The 20977-nt window shown below is 64.3% G+C and carries 17 protein-coding genes and 3 pseudogenes; 1 reads left to right on the forward strand and 19 read right to left on the reverse strand.

Annotation, left to right across the window (positions count from 1 at the left end; translation table 11 throughout):
* The 17 genes and pseudogenes from AC1Q5S_RS21195 to AC1Q5S_RS21275 form a co-directional block, all read right to left on the reverse strand.
* Positions 1-186 (reverse strand): annotated as a pseudogene (locus AC1Q5S_RS21195) (succinate-semialdehyde dehydrogenase (NADP(+))); the annotation flags it as partial.
* 10 nt (positions 187-196) lie between these two features.
* Positions 197-478, reverse strand: coding sequence for a cupin domain-containing protein (locus AC1Q5S_RS21200; protein ID WP_287877777.1), 282 nt, complete (start codon positions 476-478; stop codon positions 197-199).
* 29 nt (positions 479-507) lie between these two features.
* Positions 508-1809 carry a 4-aminobutyrate--2-oxoglutarate transaminase gene (gene gabT / locus AC1Q5S_RS21205; protein ID WP_492239379.1) on the reverse strand — a complete coding sequence of 434 codons (1302 nt, stop codon included), beginning with the start codon at positions 1807-1809 and terminating at the stop codon, positions 508-510.
* Between the two features lie 35 nt (positions 1810-1844).
* Positions 1845-2873: a histone deacetylase family protein gene (locus AC1Q5S_RS21210; RefSeq protein ID WP_422204579.1), complete on the reverse strand. Its 1029-nt coding sequence runs from the start codon at positions 2871-2873 to the stop codon at positions 1845-1847.
* 26 nt (positions 2874-2899) lie between these two features.
* On the reverse strand, positions 2900-3829 hold the full coding sequence (locus tag AC1Q5S_RS21215) for a 2-hydroxyacid dehydrogenase (protein ID WP_303837098.1): 930 nt from the start codon (positions 3827-3829) through the stop codon (positions 2900-2902).
* Entirely contained in the window at positions 3826-5214 is a 1389-nt protein-coding gene (locus AC1Q5S_RS21220; protein ID WP_492239380.1) for an FAD-binding oxidoreductase, read from the reverse strand. Before AC1Q5S_RS21220 ends, AC1Q5S_RS21215 begins: the two co-directional genes overlap by 4 nt.
* A gap of 11 nt (positions 5215-5225) precedes the next feature.
* Positions 5226-6155 carry a DMT family transporter gene (locus AC1Q5S_RS21225; protein ID WP_303837093.1) on the reverse strand — a complete coding sequence of 310 codons (930 nt, stop codon included), beginning with the start codon at positions 6153-6155 and terminating at the stop codon, positions 5226-5228.
* 13 nt (positions 6156-6168) lie between these two features.
* A complete protein-coding gene (locus AC1Q5S_RS21230) occupies positions 6169-7665 on the reverse strand; it encodes an aldehyde dehydrogenase (protein WP_303837091.1) in 1497 nt (498 codons plus the stop codon).
* On the reverse strand, positions 7662-8924 hold the full coding sequence (locus AC1Q5S_RS21235; RefSeq protein ID WP_303837089.1) for a Zn-dependent hydrolase: 1263 nt from the start codon (positions 8922-8924) through the stop codon (positions 7662-7664). Before AC1Q5S_RS21235 ends, AC1Q5S_RS21230 begins: the two co-directional genes overlap by 4 nt.
* A gap of 12 nt (positions 8925-8936) precedes the next feature.
* Complete coding sequence (locus tag AC1Q5S_RS21240; protein WP_303837087.1) at positions 8937-10661, reverse strand: thiamine pyrophosphate-binding protein; 1725 nt, start codon at positions 10659-10661, stop codon at positions 8937-8939.
* 13 nt (positions 10662-10674) lie between these two features.
* A complete protein-coding gene (locus AC1Q5S_RS21245) occupies positions 10675-12330 on the reverse strand; it encodes an ABC transporter ATP-binding protein (RefSeq protein WP_303837085.1) in 1656 nt (551 codons plus the stop codon).
* A 3-nt stretch (positions 12331-12333) separates the two neighbouring features.
* A complete protein-coding gene (locus AC1Q5S_RS21250) occupies positions 12334-13173 on the reverse strand; it encodes an ABC transporter permease (RefSeq protein WP_287877793.1) in 840 nt (279 codons plus the stop codon).
* Position 13174: 1 nt separating this feature from the next.
* Entirely contained in the window at positions 13175-14164 is a 990-nt protein-coding gene (locus AC1Q5S_RS21255; RefSeq protein ID WP_287877794.1) for an ABC transporter permease, read from the reverse strand.
* Between the two features lie 109 nt (positions 14165-14273).
* On the reverse strand, positions 14274-15863 hold the full coding sequence (locus AC1Q5S_RS21260) for an ABC transporter substrate-binding protein (protein ID WP_492239381.1): 1590 nt from the start codon (positions 15861-15863) through the stop codon (positions 14274-14276).
* An 82-nt stretch (positions 15864-15945) separates the two neighbouring features.
* Positions 15946-16674, reverse strand: a complete 729-nt coding sequence (locus tag AC1Q5S_RS21265) for a FadR/GntR family transcriptional regulator (RefSeq protein WP_492239382.1) — start codon at positions 16672-16674, stop codon at positions 15946-15948.
* Between the two features lie 162 nt (positions 16675-16836).
* Positions 16837-16965, reverse strand: a pseudogene (locus tag AC1Q5S_RS21270) (IS3 family transposase); the annotation flags it as partial.
* Between the two features lie 236 nt (positions 16966-17201).
* Positions 17202-18212 carry a DNA-binding protein gene (locus AC1Q5S_RS21275; RefSeq protein WP_492239383.1) on the reverse strand — a complete coding sequence of 337 codons (1011 nt, stop codon included), beginning with the start codon at positions 18210-18212 and terminating at the stop codon, positions 17202-17204.
* Positions 18213-18342: 130 nt separating this feature from the next.
* Between AC1Q5S_RS21275 and AC1Q5S_RS21280 the strand changes: the two are divergent.
* A pseudogene (locus AC1Q5S_RS21280) lies at positions 18343-18735 on the forward strand (integrase); the annotation flags it as partial.
* Positions 18736-18766: 31 nt separating this feature from the next.
* Here the strand turns inward: AC1Q5S_RS21280 and AC1Q5S_RS21285 are convergent.
* Both AC1Q5S_RS21285 and AC1Q5S_RS21290 read right to left on the reverse strand, forming a co-directional pair.
* Positions 18767-19953, reverse strand: a protein-coding gene (locus AC1Q5S_RS21285; protein WP_492239384.1) for an IS3 family transposase whose coding sequence is annotated in 2 segments (ribosomal slippage) — positions 18767-19659 and positions 19659-19953 — 1188 coding nt in all. Because the reading frame shifts where the segments join, the coding sequence is not laid out codon by codon here.
* A gap of 350 nt (positions 19954-20303) precedes the next feature.
* Positions 20304-20894 carry a hypothetical protein gene (locus AC1Q5S_RS21290; protein ID WP_492239385.1) on the reverse strand — a complete coding sequence of 197 codons (591 nt, stop codon included), beginning with the start codon at positions 20892-20894 and terminating at the stop codon, positions 20304-20306.
* Between the last annotated feature and the right edge of the window lie 83 nt (positions 20895-20977).

A 20977-nucleotide genomic window follows, 5' to 3' on the forward strand; every position in this document is an offset into this window, starting at 1 on the left:
GGCATCCTGCGGGCCCAGGTTGGCCACGTCGGCGAGCTTGGCGCCCGTGGCCGGGTCGTGCACGGCAAAGCGGCTGGTGCCCGCCACCCACTGGCCATCGATCAGTGCGTCTGTTTTGAGCAGGCTGGGGTCGTTGAGCTGGGCCAGTGAGAAAGTGGTGTCGGAACCTTCGGTTTTCATATCCATGGGATGGATCTCAGCGTGTTTCAACCTCGACGAAGATGACTTCGCCGGGGCCGGGGTTGATGACGTTGTGACGCACGCCAACCTGGCGTGCGTAGGCGCTGCCTTTGATCAACTGGGTGGACTTGATGCCTTCGTCGGTTTCCAGGACCAAGCTGCCGTCGGTCATTGGCACCACCACATAGTTGTGGGCGTGTGTATGCCAACCGGTTTCCGCACCGGGAGGAAAGCGCCATTCGGTGACAATGACACGCTCATCGTCGACTTGTATGGTGGAGAGTGCTTGGGGTCTCATGGTCTGCCTTCGCAGGTTAGGCAGGCCATTCAAGCCGTTGCCTTCAATGCATCCAAAGAGGCCGCAATGACTTCCAGACCTTCATCGATGAGCGCATCGCTGGCTGTTAGCGGTACAAGAATGCGTACTACGTTGCCATAGGTGCCGCAGGTCAGAATGATCAAACCGCGCTTCGTGGCCTCCTCCGCCAGTGCCTTGGTCAATTCTGCGTCTGGTTGATGCGGGTCGCCGTTTTGGCACAGTTCCATGGCTACCATGGCTCCCAGGCCACGCACCTCGGCGATGCAGTTGTGGCGCTTGGACAAGTGTTGAAGGCTGTTTGTGATGCGCTGACCTACGTCTCGGCTGCGCTGAAGCAGGTCGTGTTTTTCGAACTCGTCGAGCACGGCGAGGGCGGCGGCACAGGCCAGCGGACTGCCGGCGTATGTGCCGCCCAGGCCACCTGCGCCCGGTGCATCCATCACCTCGGCGCGGCCGACGACCGCAGATATGGGAAAACCGCCTGCCATCGACTTGGCCATGGTGATGAGGTCGGGCGCGATGCCGCTTTGCTCGCAGGCGAACCAGGTGCCCGTGCGGCCGGCGCCGGTCTGTACTTCATCGCAAATCAGCAAAATGCCGTGCTGGTCGCACAGCGCGTGCAGGCGCTGCATCAGCTCGGGCGGTGCTACGTTGAAACCCCCTTCACCCTGTACCGGCTCCAGGATAATCGCCGCAACACGGCTGGCCTCGATGTCGTTTTTGAAGATCTGCTCCACCGACGCGATCGCCTCGTCGACGCTCACGCCGTGCAGTGCGCTGGGGAAGCGCGCATGAAAGACCTCGGCTGGGAAAGGCCCAAAGCCCAGCTTGTATGGTGCCACTTTGCCGGTCATACCAAGTGTCAGCAGGGTGCGGCCGTGATAGCCACCGGTGAAGGCAATCACGCCCGAGCGGCCGGTGTGGGCACGGGCAATCTTGATTGCGTTCTCCACAGCTTCTGCGCCGGTGGTAAGAAACAGCGTTTTTTTGGCAAAGTCACCCGGCGCTTTTGCGTTAATACGCTCGGCGAGCTCCACGTAAGGCTCGTAAGCCAGCACTTGAAAGCAGGTATGTGTGTAGCGGTCGAGTTGTGCTTTCACCGCTTCGATCACTGCGATATTGCGGTGCCCGGTGTTGAGCACGGCGATGCCACCGGCAAAGTCAATGTAGCGACGGCCTTCGACGTCCCAGACCTCGGCGTTCTCAGCTTTGTCAATAAAGATGTGATGGCTTTGCCCCACGCCGCGGGGAATGGCGGCTGCGCGACGGGCCATGAGGGCGGCGTTCTTCAGATGGGATTCGCGTTGCATGGTCTGCTCCTGTTAAAGAAAATGTGCGAGGTGGATCAGGGGGCGGTGCGCTGAAGCGCGCCGGTGAAAAATTGGCGGGTGTTGTGCTCCAGGGAGTCGATGTGATAGCCCCCTTCCTGCACGTAAACCGTGGGGAGGCCGAGGCCGGCCACGGCCTTGCCCAGACGGTGAAAGCCTTCGCTGCTGACCGCGACCTGAGACTGCGGGTCGTGTTGGTAGATGTCAAAGCCCAGCGAGAAGACCAGTGCGTCCGGTTTGAAGGCCCGGATGGCGCTCAGAGCGTGGTCCAGCTGTTCGAAGAACACGGCCTCGGAGGAGCCGTGGGGCATCGGCAGGTTGAGGTTGAAGCCAAGGCCGGCGCCGGCACCGGTTTCGTCGGCAAAGCCGGCCACACCAGGGTAGAAGTTGGTTGGATCGCCGTGGATGGAGACGTAGAGCACGTCGTCGCGCTCGTAGAAGATTTCCTGAACCCCTTGGCCGTGGTGCATGTCGGCGTCGAGCACGGCCACCCGGGCGTGTGTCTGGCGCAGGTGCTGGGCGGCGATGGCGGCGTTGTTGAGGTAGCAGAAGCCACCGGCGGCGGCCTCGCGTGCGTGGTGCCCCGGCGGGCGGCACAGGGCATAGCTGTGGCGCTCGCCGGCCAGCACCACCTCGGTGGCGGCCACCGCGCACTGGGCGGCCCAGTAGGCCGAACGCCAGGTGAATTCGCCCACCGGGCAGCTGCCGTCGGCCAGGTAGGCCGCCGCCTGCGCGAGGATGCCGCGCAAGGCGTTGGGCTCGCGCACAAAGATGTTGGACATCACCTCGTCGCCCCAGTCGGCCGGCATCTTCTTCCACTCGCTGTGGGCGGTTTCGAGGAATCGCAGGTAAGGCGCGCTGTGCACGGCTTGCAGGGGCGCCATGCCGTGGTCGGCGGGGCGGTTGACCTCCAGGCCCAGCGTGCCCAGGCCACGCAGGATGGCCAGGGCGCGATCGGGTACCTCCTGCGGTTTGCGCATCTGGCCACGCGAGAGGTAGGTCTGGGGGTGGTGCAGCAGCTGTTCGGGGTGATAAAAGGTCTTCATGCGGGTTCCTGAAAATGGCGATGAGGTCAGTAGCCGGCCGAGCGGTCGATGGCGTGGCGCAGAGACTCGCCCCGCATGGCGCGGCCGATGTTGTCGACGACGGTGGCGGCGGACTGCACGGGGTCGCTGAGCGAAGCGACGTGGGGTGTGAGACGCAGGGCCGGGTGGGTCCAGAAGCGGTGTTCGGCGGGCAGGGGTTCCACGCCAAACACGTCGATGAAGGCGCCGGCCAGTTGGTCTTGGTCGAGTGCTGCCAGCAGGTCGGCCTCTACCAGGTGGCCGCCCCGGCCCACCTGCACCAGGCAGGCCTGGGGCCGCAAACGGGCGAACAGCTCGCGGTTGAGCACACCGGTGGTCTGTGGCGTGAGGGGCAGCAGGTTGATCAGCACGTCGCAGCGCCCCAGCGCTTCGCTCAACGCCGCCTCGCCTTCGCAGCAGTCCACGCCGGGCAGCTGCTTGGGGCTGCGGCTCCAGCCTGTGACCTGGAAACCTTGTTGTGCCAGGGCGCCGGCCACGGCCGAGCCCAGCTCGCCCAGTCCCAGCACCAGTACCTGCCGGGCCACAGCGCTCACGGGCGGGATGAATTGCCATTCACGTGCGGCCTGGTGGCGGGCGTGCAGGTGCAGGTGGCGGTGGAAGTACAAGACCGCCGCCTGGCAGTACTCGACCATGCGCTGCGTGAGCGTGGGGTCGATCAGGCGTGCCACGGGGATGCGCGGATCCAGTTCGGACAGGCGCAGCTGGTCCACACCGGCGCCTAGCGACAGCACGGCGCGCAGCCGGCGAAAGGCGCGCAGGCCTTGGGGCGGCTGTGTCCAGACCAAGGCCACGTCCACCGCGTCGGGGTTGTCACACTGCGGGCCCACGATGAAGTTCACGTCGGGCAGCGCGGCCTGCAGGGTGGCGCGCCAAGCCGCCGGGTCGTCGAGGTCGCTGTGAAAAAAAACCGTGGTCATGATGCCAGCACCTTGCCTGGGTTGAGGAGGTTGTGGGGGTCCAGGGCCCGCTTGAGGGTGTGCATCAGGGCCAGCTCCTGGGGTGTGCGCGAATAGCCGAGGTAGGCCTTCTTGTGTTGGCCAATTCCGTGCTCGGCCGACACCGAGCCGCCATAGCGGCGCAGCACGCCGTAGACACATTCGTCGATGTCTGCCTCGGGGAAGGGTCCATGGGCCGCGGCGATGTGCACACCCACGTGCAGGTTGCTGTCGCCCACGTGGCCAAAGTGCACGTGTTCACAGTGCGGGAAGCGCTCGCGCAGTGCGGCTTGCAGCTCGTCCACAAAACGGCCCAGGCCGCCAATGGGCAGGCTGACGTCGTAGCCGCAGTAGGGTGCCCACATCAAGGGGAACTCCGACACCGCGTCGCGCAAGCGCCAGAAGGACTCGCGCTCCTTGAGCGATTGGGCAATGGCCGCATCCAGCAGCCAGCCTTGCTCGAAGGCCACCTCCAGCATGGCCGAGAACCTGGCCATGTCGTGTTCGGTGTCGCTGCCTTCCATCTCGATCAGCACCTGCAGGCCTTGCGCCGCCACGGGCGAGCACATGTCGGGCACGCGGGTGGTGACCAGCGCGTGAAAGTCGGGCCACATCACCTCGAAGGCCGACAGCGTGCCACCCAGCGCGCCTTGGGCGTGGCGCAGGAAGCGCACCACGGTGTCGTGGTCGGGCACGGTGCACCAGGCGGTGTGGCAACCGTGGGGCAGCGGGTGCAACCGCAACACGGCGCGCGTGACGATGCCCAGCGTGCCCTCGGAGCCGATGAACAGGTGCTTCAGGTCGTAGCCGGCGTTGTTCTTGAGCATCTTGTTGAGACCACCCACCATGCTGCCGTCGGCCAGCACTGCCTCCAGGCCCAGCACCTGGTCGCGGAACATGCCGTAGCGGATCACGCGGTTGCCGCCGGCGTTGGTGGCGATGTTGCCGCCCACCTGGCAGGAGCCGCGTGCGCCCAGGTCCACGGCCAGCAGCAGGCCGGCGGCGCGCGCCGCCTCCTGCGCGGTCTGCAGCGGGGTCCCGGCCAGCACGGTAAGGGTGCCGGCGGCGGTGTCGATTTCCTCCACGCCGTTCAGGCGTGCCAGCGACAAGGCGACGTCGCCTTCGTTGGGGGTGGCGCCCGCCACTAGGCCGGTGAGCCCACCCTGCGGCGTGACGGGCTGGCCGTGCCGGTGGCAGATGGCCATCACGCGGGCCACCTCTTCAGGGGTGCCAGGGCGCACCAGGGCCAGCGGCCGGCAGGTGTGGGACTGGAACCAGTCGGTGCAGTGCTGGGGCGGGATGGCGTCGCCCGTGAGCACGTGGGCGGGCCCCACGGCAAGGGCCAGTTCGTCGAGCAGAGAGGTCATGGGGGAATGGTTCATCGGTGGGCCTGGCGCGCGGCCAGCATGGCCAGCCATTGGGCGCGGAACACGGGCAGCGTCAAGGCCAGGCCGGCGCAGCCGATGACGGCGATGCCCAGCATGGCGATGGCGTCGGGCCGCTGACCAAACACCAGCACGCTGAACACCACCGCCAGCAGCAGATGGAAGTAGTTGAAGGGTGCCAGCGACGAGGCAGGCACTTTTTGGAAAGCTTCGATCAGCAGGTACTGGCCGATACCGCTGAGCGCACCCACCGTGGCCATCAGCGCCAGGTCGCGTGCGCCGGGCCAGCCCAGGTGCTGGGCGGTGGGCAGGGACAACACCGTCATCACGGTGCAGATCAGCGCGGTCCAGGCGAACTGCTGCTCCATGCTGACCTTGCCCGCCAGGCGGCGCGTGAGGATTTGCAGCATGGCGTAGGCGCCGGCCGCCATCAGCATCAGCACCGTGCCCACCAGGGGCAGGGCGCCACCGGGGCGCACGATGAGCAGCATGCCCACAAAACCCGCCACCACCGCCGCCGCCTGCGGGGCGCGCACCTCTTCGCCCAGCAGCCAGGGCGACAAGGCCACGATGATGAGCGGCGACAGGAAGTAGATGGCCGTGGCCTCGGCCAGAGGCATGGTGTGCAAGGCCTGCATGAAGCTCACCCCCACCGTGCCCAGCATGACGCCTCGCCACAGCACCGTGCGGCGGTGTACCACGGGCAAACGCCAGGGCGTGCCCCGTCGGTGCATGAGCACCACAGCCATCAGCAGCACCGTGCCGTAGCGCACCAGATTGACCAGGGGCGCCGGGTGGCGCGCTACCAGGTCTTTGGCCAGCATGTCCAGCGTGGCCAGGGCCACGATGGCACACAAGAAAATGCCACAGGCCTGCAGCCAGAGAGTGTGGGCGGGCGCCTGGCCGGCAGGGATGGAGGTCATGGGGCCGGGCCGATCAGAGCAGGTTGATCCAGGTGGTCTTGAAGTCGCTGTACTTGTCCAGCGCGTGCAGCGATTTGTCGCGGCCAAAACCCGACTGCTTGACACCACCGAAGGGCACGGTGATGTCGCCGTCGAAATAGCAGTTGACCCACACCAGCCCCGCCCGCAGGCGGCGCGACACGCGGTGGGCGCGCGCCAGTTGTGCGGTCCACAGGCCGGCGCCCAGGCCATAGGGTGAGTCGTTGGCCAGGGCCACGGCCTCGTCTTCGGTGTGGAAGCGCTGCGCCGCCAGCACTGGACCGAAGATTTCTTCGTTGACGATGCGCATGGCCTGGCGCGGGCAGTCGAAGATGGTGGGTTCAACGTAGTAGCCACCGCTGGCCGTGTGCGCCTGCTGGCCGCCGGTGCGCAGCGTGGCACCTTCGCTCAGCCCCGCGTCGATGTAGCCCAGCACGCGGCGCATCTGGTTTTCATCGACGATGGCGCCCATGGTGGTGGCCGGGTCCAGCGGGTCACCCGGGCGCATGCCTTGCGCACACTGGGCCACCTTGGCCATGAACTGGTCGTAGATGCCGTCTTGCACGTACAGGCGCGATCCGGCGATGCAGACCTCGCCCTGGTTGGAGAAGATGCCCACGGCCGCCGCCTGCGCGGCCTTGTCCAGGTCGGGGCAGTCGTCGAACACGATGTGCGGCGACTTGCCGCCACACTCCAGCCACACCCGTTTGAGGTTGGATTCGCTGGCGTAGGCCATGAAGCGCTTGCCGGTGGCGGTGGAGCCGGTGAAGGCCAGGCAGTCCACGTCCATGTGCAGGCCCAGGGCTTGGCCGGTAACCGGCCCCAGACCGGGCAGCACGTTGAACACGCCCGGCGGTATGCCGGCCTCGGCCGCCAGTTCAGCCAGTCGCAGCGCGCTCAGCGGCGACTGTTCGGCCGGCTTGAGCAGCACGCTGTTGCCCGCCGCGAGCGCGGGCGCGACCTTCCACGAGGCCATCATGAGCGGGTAGTTCCACGGCACCACGGCGGCAACCACGCCCAGCGGTTCGCGTGTGATGGTGGCCAGGGCGTCGGGGCCGGTGGGTGCGATTTCGTCGTACTGCTTGTCGATGGCCTCGGCGTACCAGGCGAAACACGTGGCCGTCTCCGGCAGGTCGTAGGCCAGGGCGTCGCTGATGGGCTTGCCCATGTCCAGCGTTTCCAGCAAGGCCAGTTCCTCGCTGTGCTGATCGATCAGGGCAGCCAGGCGCAGCAGCACGCGCTTGCGTTCGCGCGGGTGCTGCTGTGCCCACACGCCTGATTCGAAGGCGCGGCGCGCGGCCTGCACCGCGCGGTCCACGTCGGCCGGCTGGCAGGCCGCCACGTCGGCCAGCTTTTGGCCGTTGGCAGGGTTGAGGGTGGCAAAGGTCTGCCCGCCCTGTGCGTCCACGAACTGGCCGTCGATGAAGGCCTGGTGGCGCAGCTGAAGCGTGCTGGCACGGGCCTGCCAGGTGGCGAGGGTGGCCGCGCTCATGCCGTCACCTCCGCTTCCTGGCGCACGCCTGCGGCCTGCAGCATGGCGCCCAGCAGCACGTTGGCACCGGCCTCCAGGTGGGCCGGCTGGGCGTCTTCGATCTCGTTGTGGCTGATGCCGTCCTTGCAGGGCACGAAGATCATGGCGGTGGGGGCCACCTCGGCGAGATAGACCGCATCGTGGCCGGCGCCGGTCACGATGTCCATGTGCGAATAGCCGGCGCGCTGCGCCTGCTCGCGGATGTGCTGCACCAGCGGCGCTGCAAAAGGGGTGGGCGGGAAGTGCTGCACGTCGATCAGCTCCACCTTCACGCCGAAACGCTCGCCGGCCTCGGCGCAGGCCTGGCGCCAACGCTGGTCCATGAGCGCGAGCGTGGCGGCGTCTTCATGCCGCAGGTCGGCGGTGAAGTGCACCTTGCCGGGGATGACGTTGCGCGAGCCGGGGTGCACCTGCACCACGCCCACCGTGCCACGACCGTGGGGTTGGTGATCGCGCGCGATGTGGATGACCTCTTGCATCAGGTGGGTGGCGGCAAAGAGCGCGTCCTGGCGCACCGCCATGGGCGTGGGGCCGGCGTGCATTTCCATGCCGGTCACGTTCACGTCGTACCAGCGCAGGCCCAGCGAGCCGGTCACCACACCGATCACCTTGTCCTGGGCTTCCAGGATGGGGCCTTGTTCGATGTGGGCCTCAAAGTAGGCGCCCAGTGGGCGTCCGCCCACCGGTTGTGTGCCGGCGTAGCCGATGGCCTGCAGCTCGTCGCGCACGCGTTTGCCGGCCATGTCGGTGGCCTCCAGCGCGGTGGACAGTGGGAACTTGCCGGCGAACACGCCCGAGCCCATCATCACCGGCACAAAACGTGAACCTTCCTCGTTGGTCCAGATGGCCAGCTCCAGCGGGGCGTCTGTCTGCAGGCCCTTGTCGTTGAGCGCGCGCATGATCTCCAGCCCGGCCATCACGCCGTAGCAGCCGTCGAACTTGCCGCCGGTGGGCTGGGTGTCGATGTGGCTGCCCGTCATCACTGCGGGCAGCGCCGGGTTGCGGCCAGGGCGGCGGCCGAAGATGTTGCCCACCTGGTCCACGCTGATGTCCAGGCCGGCGTCTTTCATCCAGCCCACCACCAGGTCACGGCCCTGGCCGTCCAGGGCGGTGAGGGCGAGGCGGCAGTTGCCACCCTGTTCGGTGGCGCCGACGCGGGCCAGGTCCATCAGCGACTGCCACAGGCGCTGACCGTTGATCTGCAAAGAGGTGTCTGACATGGTATGTGGTGTTTAGAGGGTGACAGCGCGCTCGCACTGGAGTTGTTGTGCGCGGGCGCGGATGGCGGAGAGGGTTTCGCCGGGTGCGATGCCGTCGGCGTCGTAGCGGACCTCGATCAGGGCTGGTAGGTGTTCGCGCTCGGCAAAGGCCAGGGCGCGTGCGAAGGCGGCTTCGAAGTGCGCGTTGTCGCTGACCACCTCGCCGTGTCCCCGGTACGCGCCGACCAGGTGGGCGAAGTCCGGGTTGTCGAAGGTCAGCGCGATGGTGCGGTTCGGGAACTCGCGCTCCTGGTGGGCGCGTATGGTGCCCCACATGCCGTTGTTGAACACCAGCACCACGATGCCAAGGCGGTACTGCATGGCGACGCCCAGTTCCTGCAGGTTCATCTGGAAGCAGCCATCGCCCGCATAGCACACCACCGGACGCTGCGGGTCTTCCAGCTTGGCCGCGATGGCCGCCGGCAGGCCGTAGCCCATGCTGCCCACGGTGGGGGCGAGCGAGCTGCCGATGCCCTTGAACTGGCGGTAGCGGTGCGGGTAGAGGGCGTAGTTGCCGGCGCCCACGGTGATGCAGGCGTCGGCAGGCAGTACCGTGTTCACGTGGCAGGCTGCCTGGTCCAGACTCATGGCGCTGGGCGAGGGCAGAGGCGCCAGCGTGGCGCGGTAGGCGGCGTTGGCGGCGCGGGTGTGGGCACCCCAGGCCGGCGCACGCGTGGGCTGCAGGGTGGTCAGGGCGTGTGCCATGCCGGCGTTGCTGGCGCAAATGGCCTGATCGGGCTGGAACACGCGGCCCAGTTCGCTGGGGTCGGCGTGCACGTGGATCAGCTGCTGGCGCGGGCGCGGGCTTTCCACCACGCTGTAGCCTTCGGTGGTGGCTTCGCCAAGGCGCGCGCCCAGGGTCAGCAGCAGGTCGGCATTGCGCACGCGCTGGCGCAGGTCGTCGTGCATGCCCCAGCCCACGTGGCCGGCGAAGTTGGCGTGGTGTTGGTCAAAGCATTCCAGACGCCGCCACGAAACGCCCACCGGCAGGTCGAAGCGCTCGGCAAAACCTTGCACCTGGGCCAGGGCCTCGGATGTCCAGCCGCTGCCACCTACCAGCAGGAAGGGGTTGTGGGCGGCTTCGAGGCGCTCGCGCAGCGCGTCCAGATCGGCTGTGCCCGGTCGTGTCAGCACGCGGGTGTAGCGTGGCAGGTCGGGCACCTGGGCCGTGCCCCACAGGGTGTCTTCGGGCAGGGCCAGTACGACGGGGCCGGGCCGGCCGCTGGTGGCCACCGTGAACGCGCGGGCGATGTACTCGGGAATACGGTCCGTGCGGTCGATCTGCGCCACCCACTTGGCCATCTGGCCGAACATGCGGCGGTAGTCGATTTCCTGGAAGGCTTCGCGTTCATAGAAATCGTTGCCCACCTGGCCCACAAAAAGGATCATGGGCGTGGAGTCCTGGAAGGCGGTGTGCACGCCGATGCTGGCGTTGGTGGCGCCGGGGCCGCGCGTGACGAAGCAGATGCCGGGCTCGCCGGTCAGCTTGCCGTGCGCCTCGGCCATGTAGGCGGCGCCACTTTCCTGGCGGCAGACCACCGCCTGGATGGCGTCCTGGTGTTCGTTGAGCGCATCGATGCAGGGCAGATAGCTTTCACCGGGCACCAGGAAGACACGGCGTGCGCCGTGGTGGCGCAGCTGCTGGATGAGGATCTGGCCACCGTTGCGCGCGGCCGGGAGGGTGAGGTTAGAGGACATGTTGGGGAAGGGCTCAGGCAAGGGCAACGCTGGCGCCCACCGGGCTCCAGTGTTTGCCAGGGATGGCGGCGATGAGGCGCTGCGTGTATTCGTTCTGCGGACGGTCGAAGACCTCGGCTGGCGTGCCGTGTTCGACGATGCGACCCTTGTGCATGACCACGATCTGATGACAGACCTGGGCCGCCACGCGCAGGTCGTGGGTGATGAAGATCATGGCCAGGTTCAGGCGCTGCTGGATGTCCTGCAAAAGTTTGAGCACCTGGGCCTGCACCGACACATCGAGTGCCGACACGGATTCGTCCGCCACCAGCAGTTGAGGCTCCAACGCCAGGGCGCGGGCGATGCCAATGCGCTGGCGCTGACCACCTGAGAACGCGTTGGGGTAGCGGTCGAAGGCGGACTCGTCCAGCTCCACCAGGCGCAGCAGTTCGCGTGCCTTGCGTTCCGCTTCGGCGTAGGGCACGCCGTTGGCTACCGGGCCATCGGTGATGCTGCGGCCCACCGTGTGGCGCGGGTTGAGCGAGGCGAACGGGTCCTGGAAGATCATCTGCAACTGCTGGCGCATGGGGCGGAACTGCGCTTGCGTCAGCGGGGCGATGTCGGTGCCGTTGAAGACCAGCTGGCCACCGTCGATGTCGGTCAGGCGCAGCAGGCATTTGCCGATGGTGGACTTGCCCGAACCCGATTCGCCCACGATGCCCAGGGTCTGGCCCCGGCGCACCTGGAAGCTCACGCCGTCCACCGCGTTCACCACCCGCTTGCGCACGAACAGACCCCGCTCGGTGACGTAGGTCTTGCGCAGGTCTTTCACGTCCAGCACCACCGGGTCGGTGCTGGCTGCTTCGGCGGTGTGGTCGCCCTCGCGGTGGGGCACGGCGGCGATGAGGCGCTGGGTGTAGGGGTGTTGTGGGTGGTTGAGCACCTGCTCGGCCGGGCCTTGCTCCACCAGCACCCCTTTTTCCATCACGGCCACGCGATCGGCGATGTCGGCCACCACGCCGAAGTCGTGGGTGATGAACATCACACCCATGCCCATGCTGGCCTGGATGCGCTTGATCAGCGACAGGATCTGGGCCTGGGTGGTCACATCCAGGGCGGTGGTGGGCTCGTCGGCGATCAGGATGGCCGGCTCCAGCGCAAGGGCCATGGCAATCATGACGCGCTGGCGTTGGCCGCCCGAGAGGCGGAAGGGGTAAGTGTGCTGGAGCGTGGATGGGTCGGGCAGGCCCACGAAGTGCAGCAGCTCCAGCACGCGCTGCTGGCGCGCCGGGCCGGGGTAGGCGCCGTGCACGGCCAGCACTTCGGCGATCTGGTCGCCCACGCGCATCAGTGGGTTGAGGGCTGACATAGGCTCCTGGAACACCATGCCGATGTCCTTGCCGCGCAGCGCCAGCAGCTCGTCTTCGCGCAGCTGCAGCAGGTCGCGCCCTTTGAACAGGATGCGGCCGGCCTGCGGCTTGAGGTAGCTGGGCAGCAGGCCCATGATCGCGTTGGCGCTGATGGACTTGCCCGATCCGGACTCGCCCACGATGCACAGGATTTCACCGGCACGCAGGTCGAAGGAAAGGTCCTTGACCGCGTGTGCGCGGTCACCCCCGGCGGGCAGGGCCACGGTCAGCTGCTCGATGCGCAGCAGGGGGGTGTCGGTCTGGGAAGGGGAGATGGTCATGGTTCATTCCCCCCGCTTGCGCAGTTGGGGGTTCATGGCGTCGTTCAGGCCTTCACCGATGAGGTTGATGGCCAACACGGTGAGCAGGATGGCGATGCCGGGCAACACGCTCATCAGCGGTGCCTCGCGCAGCATGGTGCGGGCCGCGCCGATCATGAAACCCCAGCTCATGAGGTTGCGGTCGCCCAGGCCCAGGAAGGAGAGAGAGGACTCGGTGAGGATGGCGGTGGCGATCATCAGCGACGCTGTCACGATGATGGGCGACATGGCGTTGGGCAGGATTTGCGTGAAGATGATGCGCACCGGCCTCTGGCCGATGACGATGGCCGCCTGCACGAACTCGCGCTGCTTGAGCGAGAGGAACTCGCTGCGCACCAGCCGGGCCACCGGTGGCCACGAGACGATGGCGATGGCGCCCACGATGGAGTAGATGGAGGGCGTGAAGATGGCCACCAGCACCACGGCCATGGCAAGCTGCGGAATGGTCTGGAAGAACTCGGTAAAGCGCATCAGCAGGTCGTCGATACGTCCGCCGTAGAAGCCAGCCAGGGCGCCGATGAGGATGCCGAAGATCACCGCCACCAGGGTGGACACCACGCCCACCAGCAGCGACACGCGCGCACCGTAGGCCAGGCCGGCGCCCAGGTCGCGGCCCAGCATGTCGGTGCCCAGTGGGTAGTCGGCGTTGCTCAGGGGCCGGAGGAGGGGCTCGGCCACCATGGACCAGGGCGACTCCTCGTACCAGACCGAGCACAACAAGGCCGTGAGGATCACCAGGCACAGGATGACCAGGCCCGCCAGCGCGCCTTTGTTGGCGGCAAAACGGCGCATGAATTTTTTCATCTCAGGCTCCCAATTCAATGCGGGGATCGACCAGGCGGTACACCAGGTCGGTGATCAGGTTGAACAGCACGACCATGGTTGAGGTCACCAGGAACACGCCCAGCAGCAGCTGGTAGTCGCGCTGCATCAGGGCGTCGAACATGAGGCGGCCGATGCCAGGCCAGCCGAAGACGGTCTCTGCTAGCACCGCACCTCCGGCCATCTGGCCGAGCTGAATGCCGGCAAAGGTGACCACCGGCAGCATGGCGTTGCGCATCACGTGGCGGTGGATCACCTGGCCGGCCGGCACGCCCTTGGCGCGGGCGGTCTTGATGAAGTCCATGCCCATCACCTCCAGCATGGATGCGCGCGCTAGGCGGGCATACACCGCCATGAAGAAGCAGCCCAGCGACACCACGGGAAGCACCAGGTGGGCACTGATGTCGGCCACGCGGTTCCAGCCGGTGAGGCCGGTGCCAACGCTCTCCATGCCGAAGGCAGGAAGCCAGCCCAAGGTGACGGAGAACAAGATGACCATCAACAGCGACAGCCAGAATAATGGCGTGGCGTAGAAGATCAGCGAGACGGACATGATCAGGCTGTCCAGCCAGGTATGACGGTTGGTGTAGCGGCTGCGCGCGGCGAACACACCCAGCATCCCGCCCACGAGCAGCGAGAACACGAAGGCCAGTGCCATCAGCAGCAGCGTGGCGGGCAGGCGCTCGGCGATCAGGTCGAGCACCGGCAGGTTGTTGCGGAAGGAAAAGCCCAGGTCCAGTTGCAGGATGCCCTTGACGTAGAGCCACAGTTGCATCCACAGCGGCTGGTCGAAGCCGAACTGTTCGCGCAACTGCGCCAGGTAGGCGGGGTCGGAGGATGCCGCCTCGCCGGCCATGATCGCGGCAGGGTCACCCGGGGCCAGGCGGATGAGCAGAAAGTTGAAGACCACCACGCCCAGGATGACGAAGAAGGCCTTGCCCAGTCTGGCAATGAGGAAAGAAATCAGTTTCACGGTACGGCGCCTCGGTGTGCAAGGCGCAGCTCGACCCGGGCCGCGCGCTGTACGAGCGGCCGAGAGCTGCGATTGGGAGGGGGCCCGCGCGCGGCGGGCCAGTCAAGGCTTACTTCTTCTCGAAGTAGACGTCGTCGAAGGTCTCGTTCAGGCCGATACCGGTTTTCACGAGGTTCTTTACGTTTTTGGGGTAGAAGGTGGCGTATTCGATTTCGAAGAGGACACCGTTGGCCACCTCGTTCATCAGAATGGTCTGCACTTCGGTGTACAGCTTCTGGCGCAGTTCTGGAGTGCGCGCGGCGGCGGCGGTAGCGAACAGCTCATCGACCTTCTGGTTCTTGTAACCCTGGTTGTTAACGAAGGGCGAGCCTTTGACCGCGTTGGTCGACAGGAAGTGGCGTGCCACGCCCAGCGCCGGGTCGCCGTATTGGTAGGTGAAATTGAAGGTGAGGTCGAAGTCGAACTCACCCGAGCGTTTGGCCCAGCCACCGGCATCGGCCGGATCGATTTGCACCTTGAAGCCGATCTGCTCCAGGCTCTGTTTGGTGTACTCGGCCAGACGCTCCCAGGCCGAGCCGTAGGGGAAGGACAGCAACTTGACCGGCGTAGCACCGACGTTGACGCCCGACTCCTGGATCAGCGCACGTGCTTTCTTGAGGTCGTAGGCATACTGAGGCAAGTTCTTCTCGTGGTACAGCGTGGTAGATGCAATGGGACTGGTGGCGACCTTGCCCATGCCGAAGAAAATGTTGTCGACAATAAACTTGCGGTTGATCGCGTGCATCACCGCTTGGCGCACCTTGACGTTGTCGAAGGGGGGCTTGCGCTGGTTCATGCTCAGGAAGGCCAGCGGCGCATACATCTCCCAGCCCTGGGTCGTCATCTCGACGTTGGGCAGGGCGCGCAGACGTTTGACGTCCACGTTATCCACGTCGCCACCACGCAGCAGTTGCACGTCGCCCTTCTCGAAGGCCACAGCGCGCGAGGCCGCATCGGGGATGACGCGGAACACGATCTCGTCCAGGTAGGGCTGGCCTTTTTTCCAATAGTCGGTGTTGCGGGTCAGCACGATGTGCGAGCCCCTCTTCCACTCCTTGAATTTGAAGGGGCCGGTGCCGATCGGCGTCTGGTTGGCGGGGTTAGTGCGGTAATCGGTGCCATCGTAGATGTGCTTGGGCACCATGGGCATGTTGTCCACGACGAACAGGCTCATAAAGGGCGAGAACGCCTCCTTGAGCTTGAACTCGACCGTGTGCTCGTTGATCGCGGTGACCGAGTCGATGTATTTGTTGATGACTAGGCGGCCGCGTGGGTGGGTTTCGCGCAGGAACTTGTCAACGCTGAAGACCACGTCGGCCGCGGTGAAGGGCTTGCCGTCATGCCACTTCACGCCACGCTGCAGTTCGAAGGTGTAGCTCAGGCCGTCGCTGGAGGTCTTCCATGACTTGGCCAGGGAAGGCTGGGGCTTGAGCTGGGCGTCGTAGGTCAGCAGGCTTTGGTAGATCTTGCCTGCTACGTACTGCGTGGGCGCCTGCTGGTTCAGGCCCAGCATGAGGATGGGCGGCTCTGGCTGGACGATGGCGGTGAGCGTACCGCCCTGCGTCTGGGCCAGTGCAGCAGCCGAGCCGAACAGGGCGGCGGCCACTGCCAGCACGGCACCCGCCTTGCGGAAGGTGGAATGGACCATGGTGTGTTTCATCGGGTTCTCCGGGACGTTGAAGAAGATAGGCGAGAGGTCAAGAGGGGATGGGTACAGGTACCGGGGGGGAGAAGGCGTGGGCTCACATGTCCTTATCCTCGCTGGCATCGAGGCCAAGGCGGCTGCTGATGCCCAGCAGGTGGTCTCGCATGGCACGCTTAGCGGCAGCCGGCTGGCGCTTTTGCAGCGCTCTCAGCAAAGGCAGATGCTCTTTGTGAGCAACTTCCCACACCTCGTCATAGACGAAATGCTGGTTGAGCTTGTTGAAGATGGCGCTGTTTTCGCTCAGAGTCCAGAGGTTCTGCACCGTGCTGGCAAGAGCAGCGTTGCCGCTCGCTTCGGCAATCAGTAGGTGCAGCCTGTCGTTGTGCTTGGAGGGTTGCTCGGAACCTGGCAGTATCAAGGCGGCCGCTTCCATGTCCTTGAGCTGCTCAGCGGTGGCATTGCGCGCAGCCAGTTCGGCGCAGTAGGGCTCTACCAGCAGTCGGGCCTGAATTAGGTCGGCTGCGCCTATGTCCATCGGAGCGGCTGTGCCTTGCGCGGCGCTGGCAGCCTCCCCGATCGTGAGACGTGATTCTGGTGCCGTGACGTAAACGCCGCTGCCCACCCGAACATCTACCCAGCCCTCAATCTCTAGAGCGATCAGCGCCTCACGCACCGACGGACGGCTCACCGTCAGCATTTCGGCCAGTTCGCGTTCGGACGGCAGGCGTTCGCCAGTGCCATAGCTCCCGCTGCTGATCTTGTCCTTGATCTGGTTGGCAATCAACCGGTAGAGGCGAGCAACGCTGATGGCTTGAAAAGTGGACATGAAAAAACAGTGATATTTGTTAGCCTAGTAGCCTAGTAGCCTGGTGGCCAAGTGGTAAGGCCAATGTAGTTAAAGCAGAGCAGCACGTCATTAGGGAAATCACCATGCGTTGTTCATTTCCATCCAGAAGTGATGGGGGTGCGGATAAAAACTTGGACTGGTTTATGCCGCAAGTCCAAGGCTCTCCCGGTATTCGATAGGGCTGAGAGCGCCCAGGGAGATCTTGATCCGCCTCTCGTTGTACCAACGGATGTACGAGTCGACCACCCCAATGAATTGCTCAACGGTGGCCTGATCCCACCCAAGCGAGCGATACAGGGTGGCAAAGCGATACGCAAGCTGGGCGCGGGTGTCCGGGTCAAACCGCCTTGCCTTGATGCACTGCGTGACTAGATACGATGTATATTATGTTAATTAACTAAATTCACGTCCAGCCAACTAATCCTGTAGCCCGGCATCCGCTGAAGGGAAAATGTCAAGCCTTGCAGCCGGGCGATGGATTCAACGCGGTCGCTGGACCACATTGGCTAGTTCGAGCGATTGCTCGCTCTAGCTCGTGCTTTGCGAGTTTTCACGGTGGACTGCACCGGATCGCTGGTCGGGATCGTCGGCAATCGATCGCGCAGTTCGCTGAGGACGGCGAACATCTCAGTGCTGCGCTGGTCAAGCTTTGCTCGCAGGTCTTTCGTTTCGTCTCTGGCGGCCTGCAGGTCTTTGACGATACCTGCTTTCTCAGCCTGCAGTGTGCCCACATGGGCCTCCAGCTCCCGAGCTCTCTCCAGTGAAGCCGACAAGGACTTGGCAGATTCCCGGGCGTCGCCCTCCAATTTGAGCGCCAGCCGCTTCGATTCTTGGCGCGCCCGATCCACCTCTGCATTGAGTCTGCGCTCCTGAGCCTGAGCACGCTCCTCCAGACGCGTGCGTTCGCCCCGGTGGTCAACCTCCTTTTCCTCCTGGCGCCGACGCTCTGCATCCGCTGCCAGGCGAAGTTGCTTGCACTCTGAGCGTGACGTGGCCAGCATTTCCAGGCTTCCCGCAAGTTGCTGCTGCAGCTCCTGAACCAAACGGTCCATTTCGGCGATCTGCGCATCCCTGGCCTGCATAGCCAGGTCATAGGCTTCGCTTCGGTCGGCCAGGCGCTGTGTTTCCTGTGCCAAGACGTCCTGCGCCTGGCGTAGCGCCTCAGCTTGCACGCTCAGCTCTTTACGAGCTTCGGTGAATTGAGCCGTTGCACGCTCGTCAGCATGCTGGAGGGCCCTGCCCCAGATGGCTTTTGCAGCCCTGACAACCGGGGCGGGCAAGGGGACTTCGGCGCCATCGTCTTGCTCAATTGCATCCACCGGCGACTGCAGCCGCTTGGCCAGTGAACCATACCAACCATCAAGCATCGGCCCCACAGTATTTGGGGAGCCACGGCCGAGCTGTTGTCGCACGCGCTCGATTGTCGGTCGCTCACCCAGTCTGAGAACGGTGTCGGCGGCTGCCCAAACTTCCTCCATCTGCACACCACGTGGTCCTCTAACAATTTTTGACTGCATCGCCCTGCTCCACTATATTTTTACCATCGATAATCGATGCTTATCGTTATTTATCTTTGAATCATGTTGTAAACAATACATCATATGTATTGAAAATGAAAACAGTGCCCCTCTAACCCTTGTTTTGACCATGCGCCTGCCGTCCCTGAGAAATGCTCCTTCCCTGGAGCCGTCCTCCCTGTCACAGGTGACGGCGCAGGCCGTTGAAGAATTGATGCGCGAGGGTGAGTCCGCGAACACGCTGGCGAGCTATCGCTCTGCATTGCGCTACTGGGCTGCCTGGTTTAGCGTTCGGTACGGCCAAGCCGTCACGTTGCCATTGCCGGCGAACGCCGTCCTGCAGTTCATCGTGGATCATGCGCAGCGGACCACCGCCGATGGCCTGGCTCACGAGCTGCCGCCTGCCATTGACCAGGCATTGGTGGATGCGGGATTCAAGGGCAAGCCGGGCCCGATGGCGCTCAACACGTTGGTCCACCGGATTGCAGTGCTGTCTAAGGCCCATCAACTGCGCGAGCTCAAGATGACCCTGCCTCGTTTCCACGTACACCAAGTCATGCAGCCAGCAGGCTGCGCTCCTTTGTGACAGGGGCCCGGCATCCGATAGCCGTGTGCATGCGCACGCGGTTGTAGAAGCCCTCGATCCAGTCCACGATGTCCAATCTTGCCTGCGCCCGAGTGTCATAGCTTACCTGGTAGATCCGCTCGACTTTGAGCGTCTTGAAGAAGCTCTCCATGGCCGCGTTATCCCAGCAGTTCGCCCGTCTGCTCATCGACATCGTGATGCCGAAGTCACCTGCCAGCCGACGGTACTCGAGACTCGCATATTGACTGCCACGATCGGTATGCATCAGCAGCCCCGGGCTCGGCTTGCGTTGCCAATACGCTGACTTGAGGGCAGCGCACACCAGCTTCGCATCGATCGAGTCTGACATAGACCAACCTACGATCCGGCGGCTCGCCAGGTCCATCACCGCGGCAAGGTACAGCCAACCCTCGCCGGTGGCGACATACGTGATGTCGCCCACCCAGGCCTGGTTCGGCTGCCAGCCGTCGAAACGTCGATCCAAAATATTGGCTGCCACCGGCAGGCGGTGCCCTGAGTCGGTGGTGACCACGTACGCCCGGCGGTACACCGGGAACAGGCCTTGGCGCTTGAGACTCTGGCGCACCCGCTCGGCGCTCACGCACTCGCCCTGCTGGCGCAGTTGCTGCGTGATCCGGGGCCTGCCGTAGCTGCGGCGGCTGCCCTGATGGATGGCCGCCACCTTGGTGTCCAGGGCCTGGTTGGCCAGAGTCCGCGCGCTGGGCGCCCGCACGCGCCACTGGCAGTACCCCGAGCGCGATACCAATAAAACCCGGCACAACCGGCTGACGGTGTATTCGTCGCGATGGTTCTCGATCCAGGCGTACTTCATCGCGACCCCTTGGCAAAGTACGCCGTCGCTTTTCGAAGGATTTCCACATCGAGCTTCGCGTCGGCGAGTTCCCTGCGCAACCGGCTGTTCTCAGCCTCCAGTTCGCTCACGGGCCGGCGCGTTGGCACTGCCCCCGCATTCAACGCGACTTCAGGTGCGCCTGTGCCTGCTGCGGCTGAGCGCCGCTTCCAGTTGCCCAGTGTGGCCACCGGAACACCCAATCGGCGCGCCGCTTCGTGGCCTCCGACAGATTCGGCCAGCCGGGTCGCCTCGACTTTGAATTCATCCGTGTATTGCCGCTTGGGCAGTTTGGTATCTCGCATCTCGATTCTCCATACAGCTGAAGTTTCCAACTTCTTGCTGTACGTGAAATCAAGGCAGGGTCAGGTGTTCAAAAGGTGCCTTTGGCAGACACCATGGCAATGACTGGGCACCGTAACGTCGCGAGCATCGTAGGTTACTACTGCCCTTCCAGAGACAACCCAGGAGCCAAGTTGCTTTGATAGGCCGACTCCAAGGATGTATCGAATGGCGGTATTGCAGCGTAATGAGTAGTTCGCCATGGTCAGCTTCCGGGTAAGCCAGGCATCTCAAGGACTCAACAGTCAGGCAGATATCACGAGTCGGTACCAAAACGCTGGCGCAACAGGTGTGCCAAAGTGTCTGCATGCAATCAGGTCAATCGCAGGCAAACCAACTTTGCAGCCCATTGTCTGAAGGCATTCTTTCCCTTGCTCGGATTCCACAATGACACGCATGTGTTCAAACCACTGTGCCATGTCCTCAGGCAGCCGAAAGGAGCCTCCGAAGCCCCTGATGAAAAATGAGCTGCATGAAAGTACAGGTGCTCGTGTATTTGCTTGTCTGGGTGCCACAACTGCGCACACGTCTCTGGGTAGTCCTGAACCAACCCTTGTCTCAATACGCCATACGACTCCCCCTGTCCCAATACAGCACACAACCCAGCCAGAACCGCAATCATCCAAGAGGTCTTCATCAACTTGTCGGCTGTTTGACCAGAATGCCAGCCACCAATGTCCGCCAAATCGTCGATGGAATCGCTGTCAATCGGAACATACCGCTTGGCTTTGAAGGAGTAATCGATGTTGCGAATGAGCGTCTGGAGCCAGCGTTTGGCGATGTCCGAGCGTCCTGTCAGCACCAGCAACAACATGCCAAGAACGATGTCTTGGCTGTGCCTATCAAAACATGGCGAGTTGCAAATGCCGTTGCTGGAAATCAGTGATGCAAGCGCTGCGGCCACGGTATCTGACCTTGCCCCTGCTTGGTGGAGTTCTTAACCCACAAGTCACGCGGCCTTTTTGCGCTGTGCCTCGTACCAGCGTT

The organism is Acidovorax sp. GW835-FHT14B10, from assembly GCF_058793725.1.

Excerpts from the sequence above, each read along its gene's own strand:
- AC1Q5S_RS21240 (WP_303837087.1), bottom strand. The coding sequence starts at position 10,661 with ATGTCCTCTAACCTCACCCTCCCGGCCGCGCGCAACGGTGGCCAGATC.
- AC1Q5S_RS21220 (WP_492239380.1), bottom strand. The coding sequence starts at position 5,214 with ATGACCTCTCTGCTCGACGAACTGGCCCTTGCCGTGGGGCCCGCCCAC.
- AC1Q5S_RS21225 (WP_303837093.1), bottom strand. The coding sequence starts at position 6,155 with ATGACCTCCATCCCTGCCGGCCAGGCGCCCGCCCACACTCTCTGGCTG.
- AC1Q5S_RS21250 (WP_287877793.1), bottom strand. The coding sequence starts at position 13,173 with ATGAAAAAATTCATGCGCCGTTTTGCCGCCAACAAAGGCGCGCTGGCG.
- AC1Q5S_RS21265 (WP_492239382.1), bottom strand. The coding sequence starts at position 16,674 with ATGTCCACTTTTCAAGCCATCAGCGTTGCTCGCCTCTACCGGTTGATT.
- AC1Q5S_RS21245 (WP_303837085.1), bottom strand. The coding sequence starts at position 12,330 with ATGACCATCTCCCCTTCCCAGACCGACACCCCCCTGCTGCGCATCGAG.
- AC1Q5S_RS21230 (WP_303837091.1), bottom strand. The coding sequence starts at position 7,665 with ATGAGCGCGGCCACCCTCGCCACCTGGCAGGCCCGTGCCAGCACGCTT.
- AC1Q5S_RS21275 (WP_492239383.1), bottom strand. The coding sequence starts at position 18,212 with ATGCAGTCAAAAATTGTTAGAGGACCACGTGGTGTGCAGATGGAGGAA.
- gabT (WP_492239379.1), bottom strand. The coding sequence starts at position 1,809 with ATGCAACGCGAATCCCATCTGAAGAACGCCGCCCTCATGGCCCGTCGC.
- AC1Q5S_RS21200 (WP_287877777.1), bottom strand. The coding sequence starts at position 478 with ATGAGACCCCAAGCACTCTCCACCATACAAGTCGACGATGAGCGTGTC.
- AC1Q5S_RS21215 (WP_303837098.1), bottom strand. The coding sequence starts at position 3,829 with ATGACCACGGTTTTTTTTCACAGCGACCTCGACGACCCGGCGGCTTGG.
- AC1Q5S_RS21260 (WP_492239381.1), bottom strand. The coding sequence starts at position 15,863 with ATGAAACACACCATGGTCCATTCCACCTTCCGCAAGGCGGGTGCCGTG.
- AC1Q5S_RS21235 (WP_303837089.1), bottom strand. The coding sequence starts at position 8,924 with ATGTCAGACACCTCTTTGCAGATCAACGGTCAGCGCCTGTGGCAGTCG.
- AC1Q5S_RS21210 (WP_422204579.1), bottom strand. The coding sequence starts at position 2,873 with ATGAAGACCTTTTATCACCCCGAACAGCTGCTGCACCACCCCCAGACC.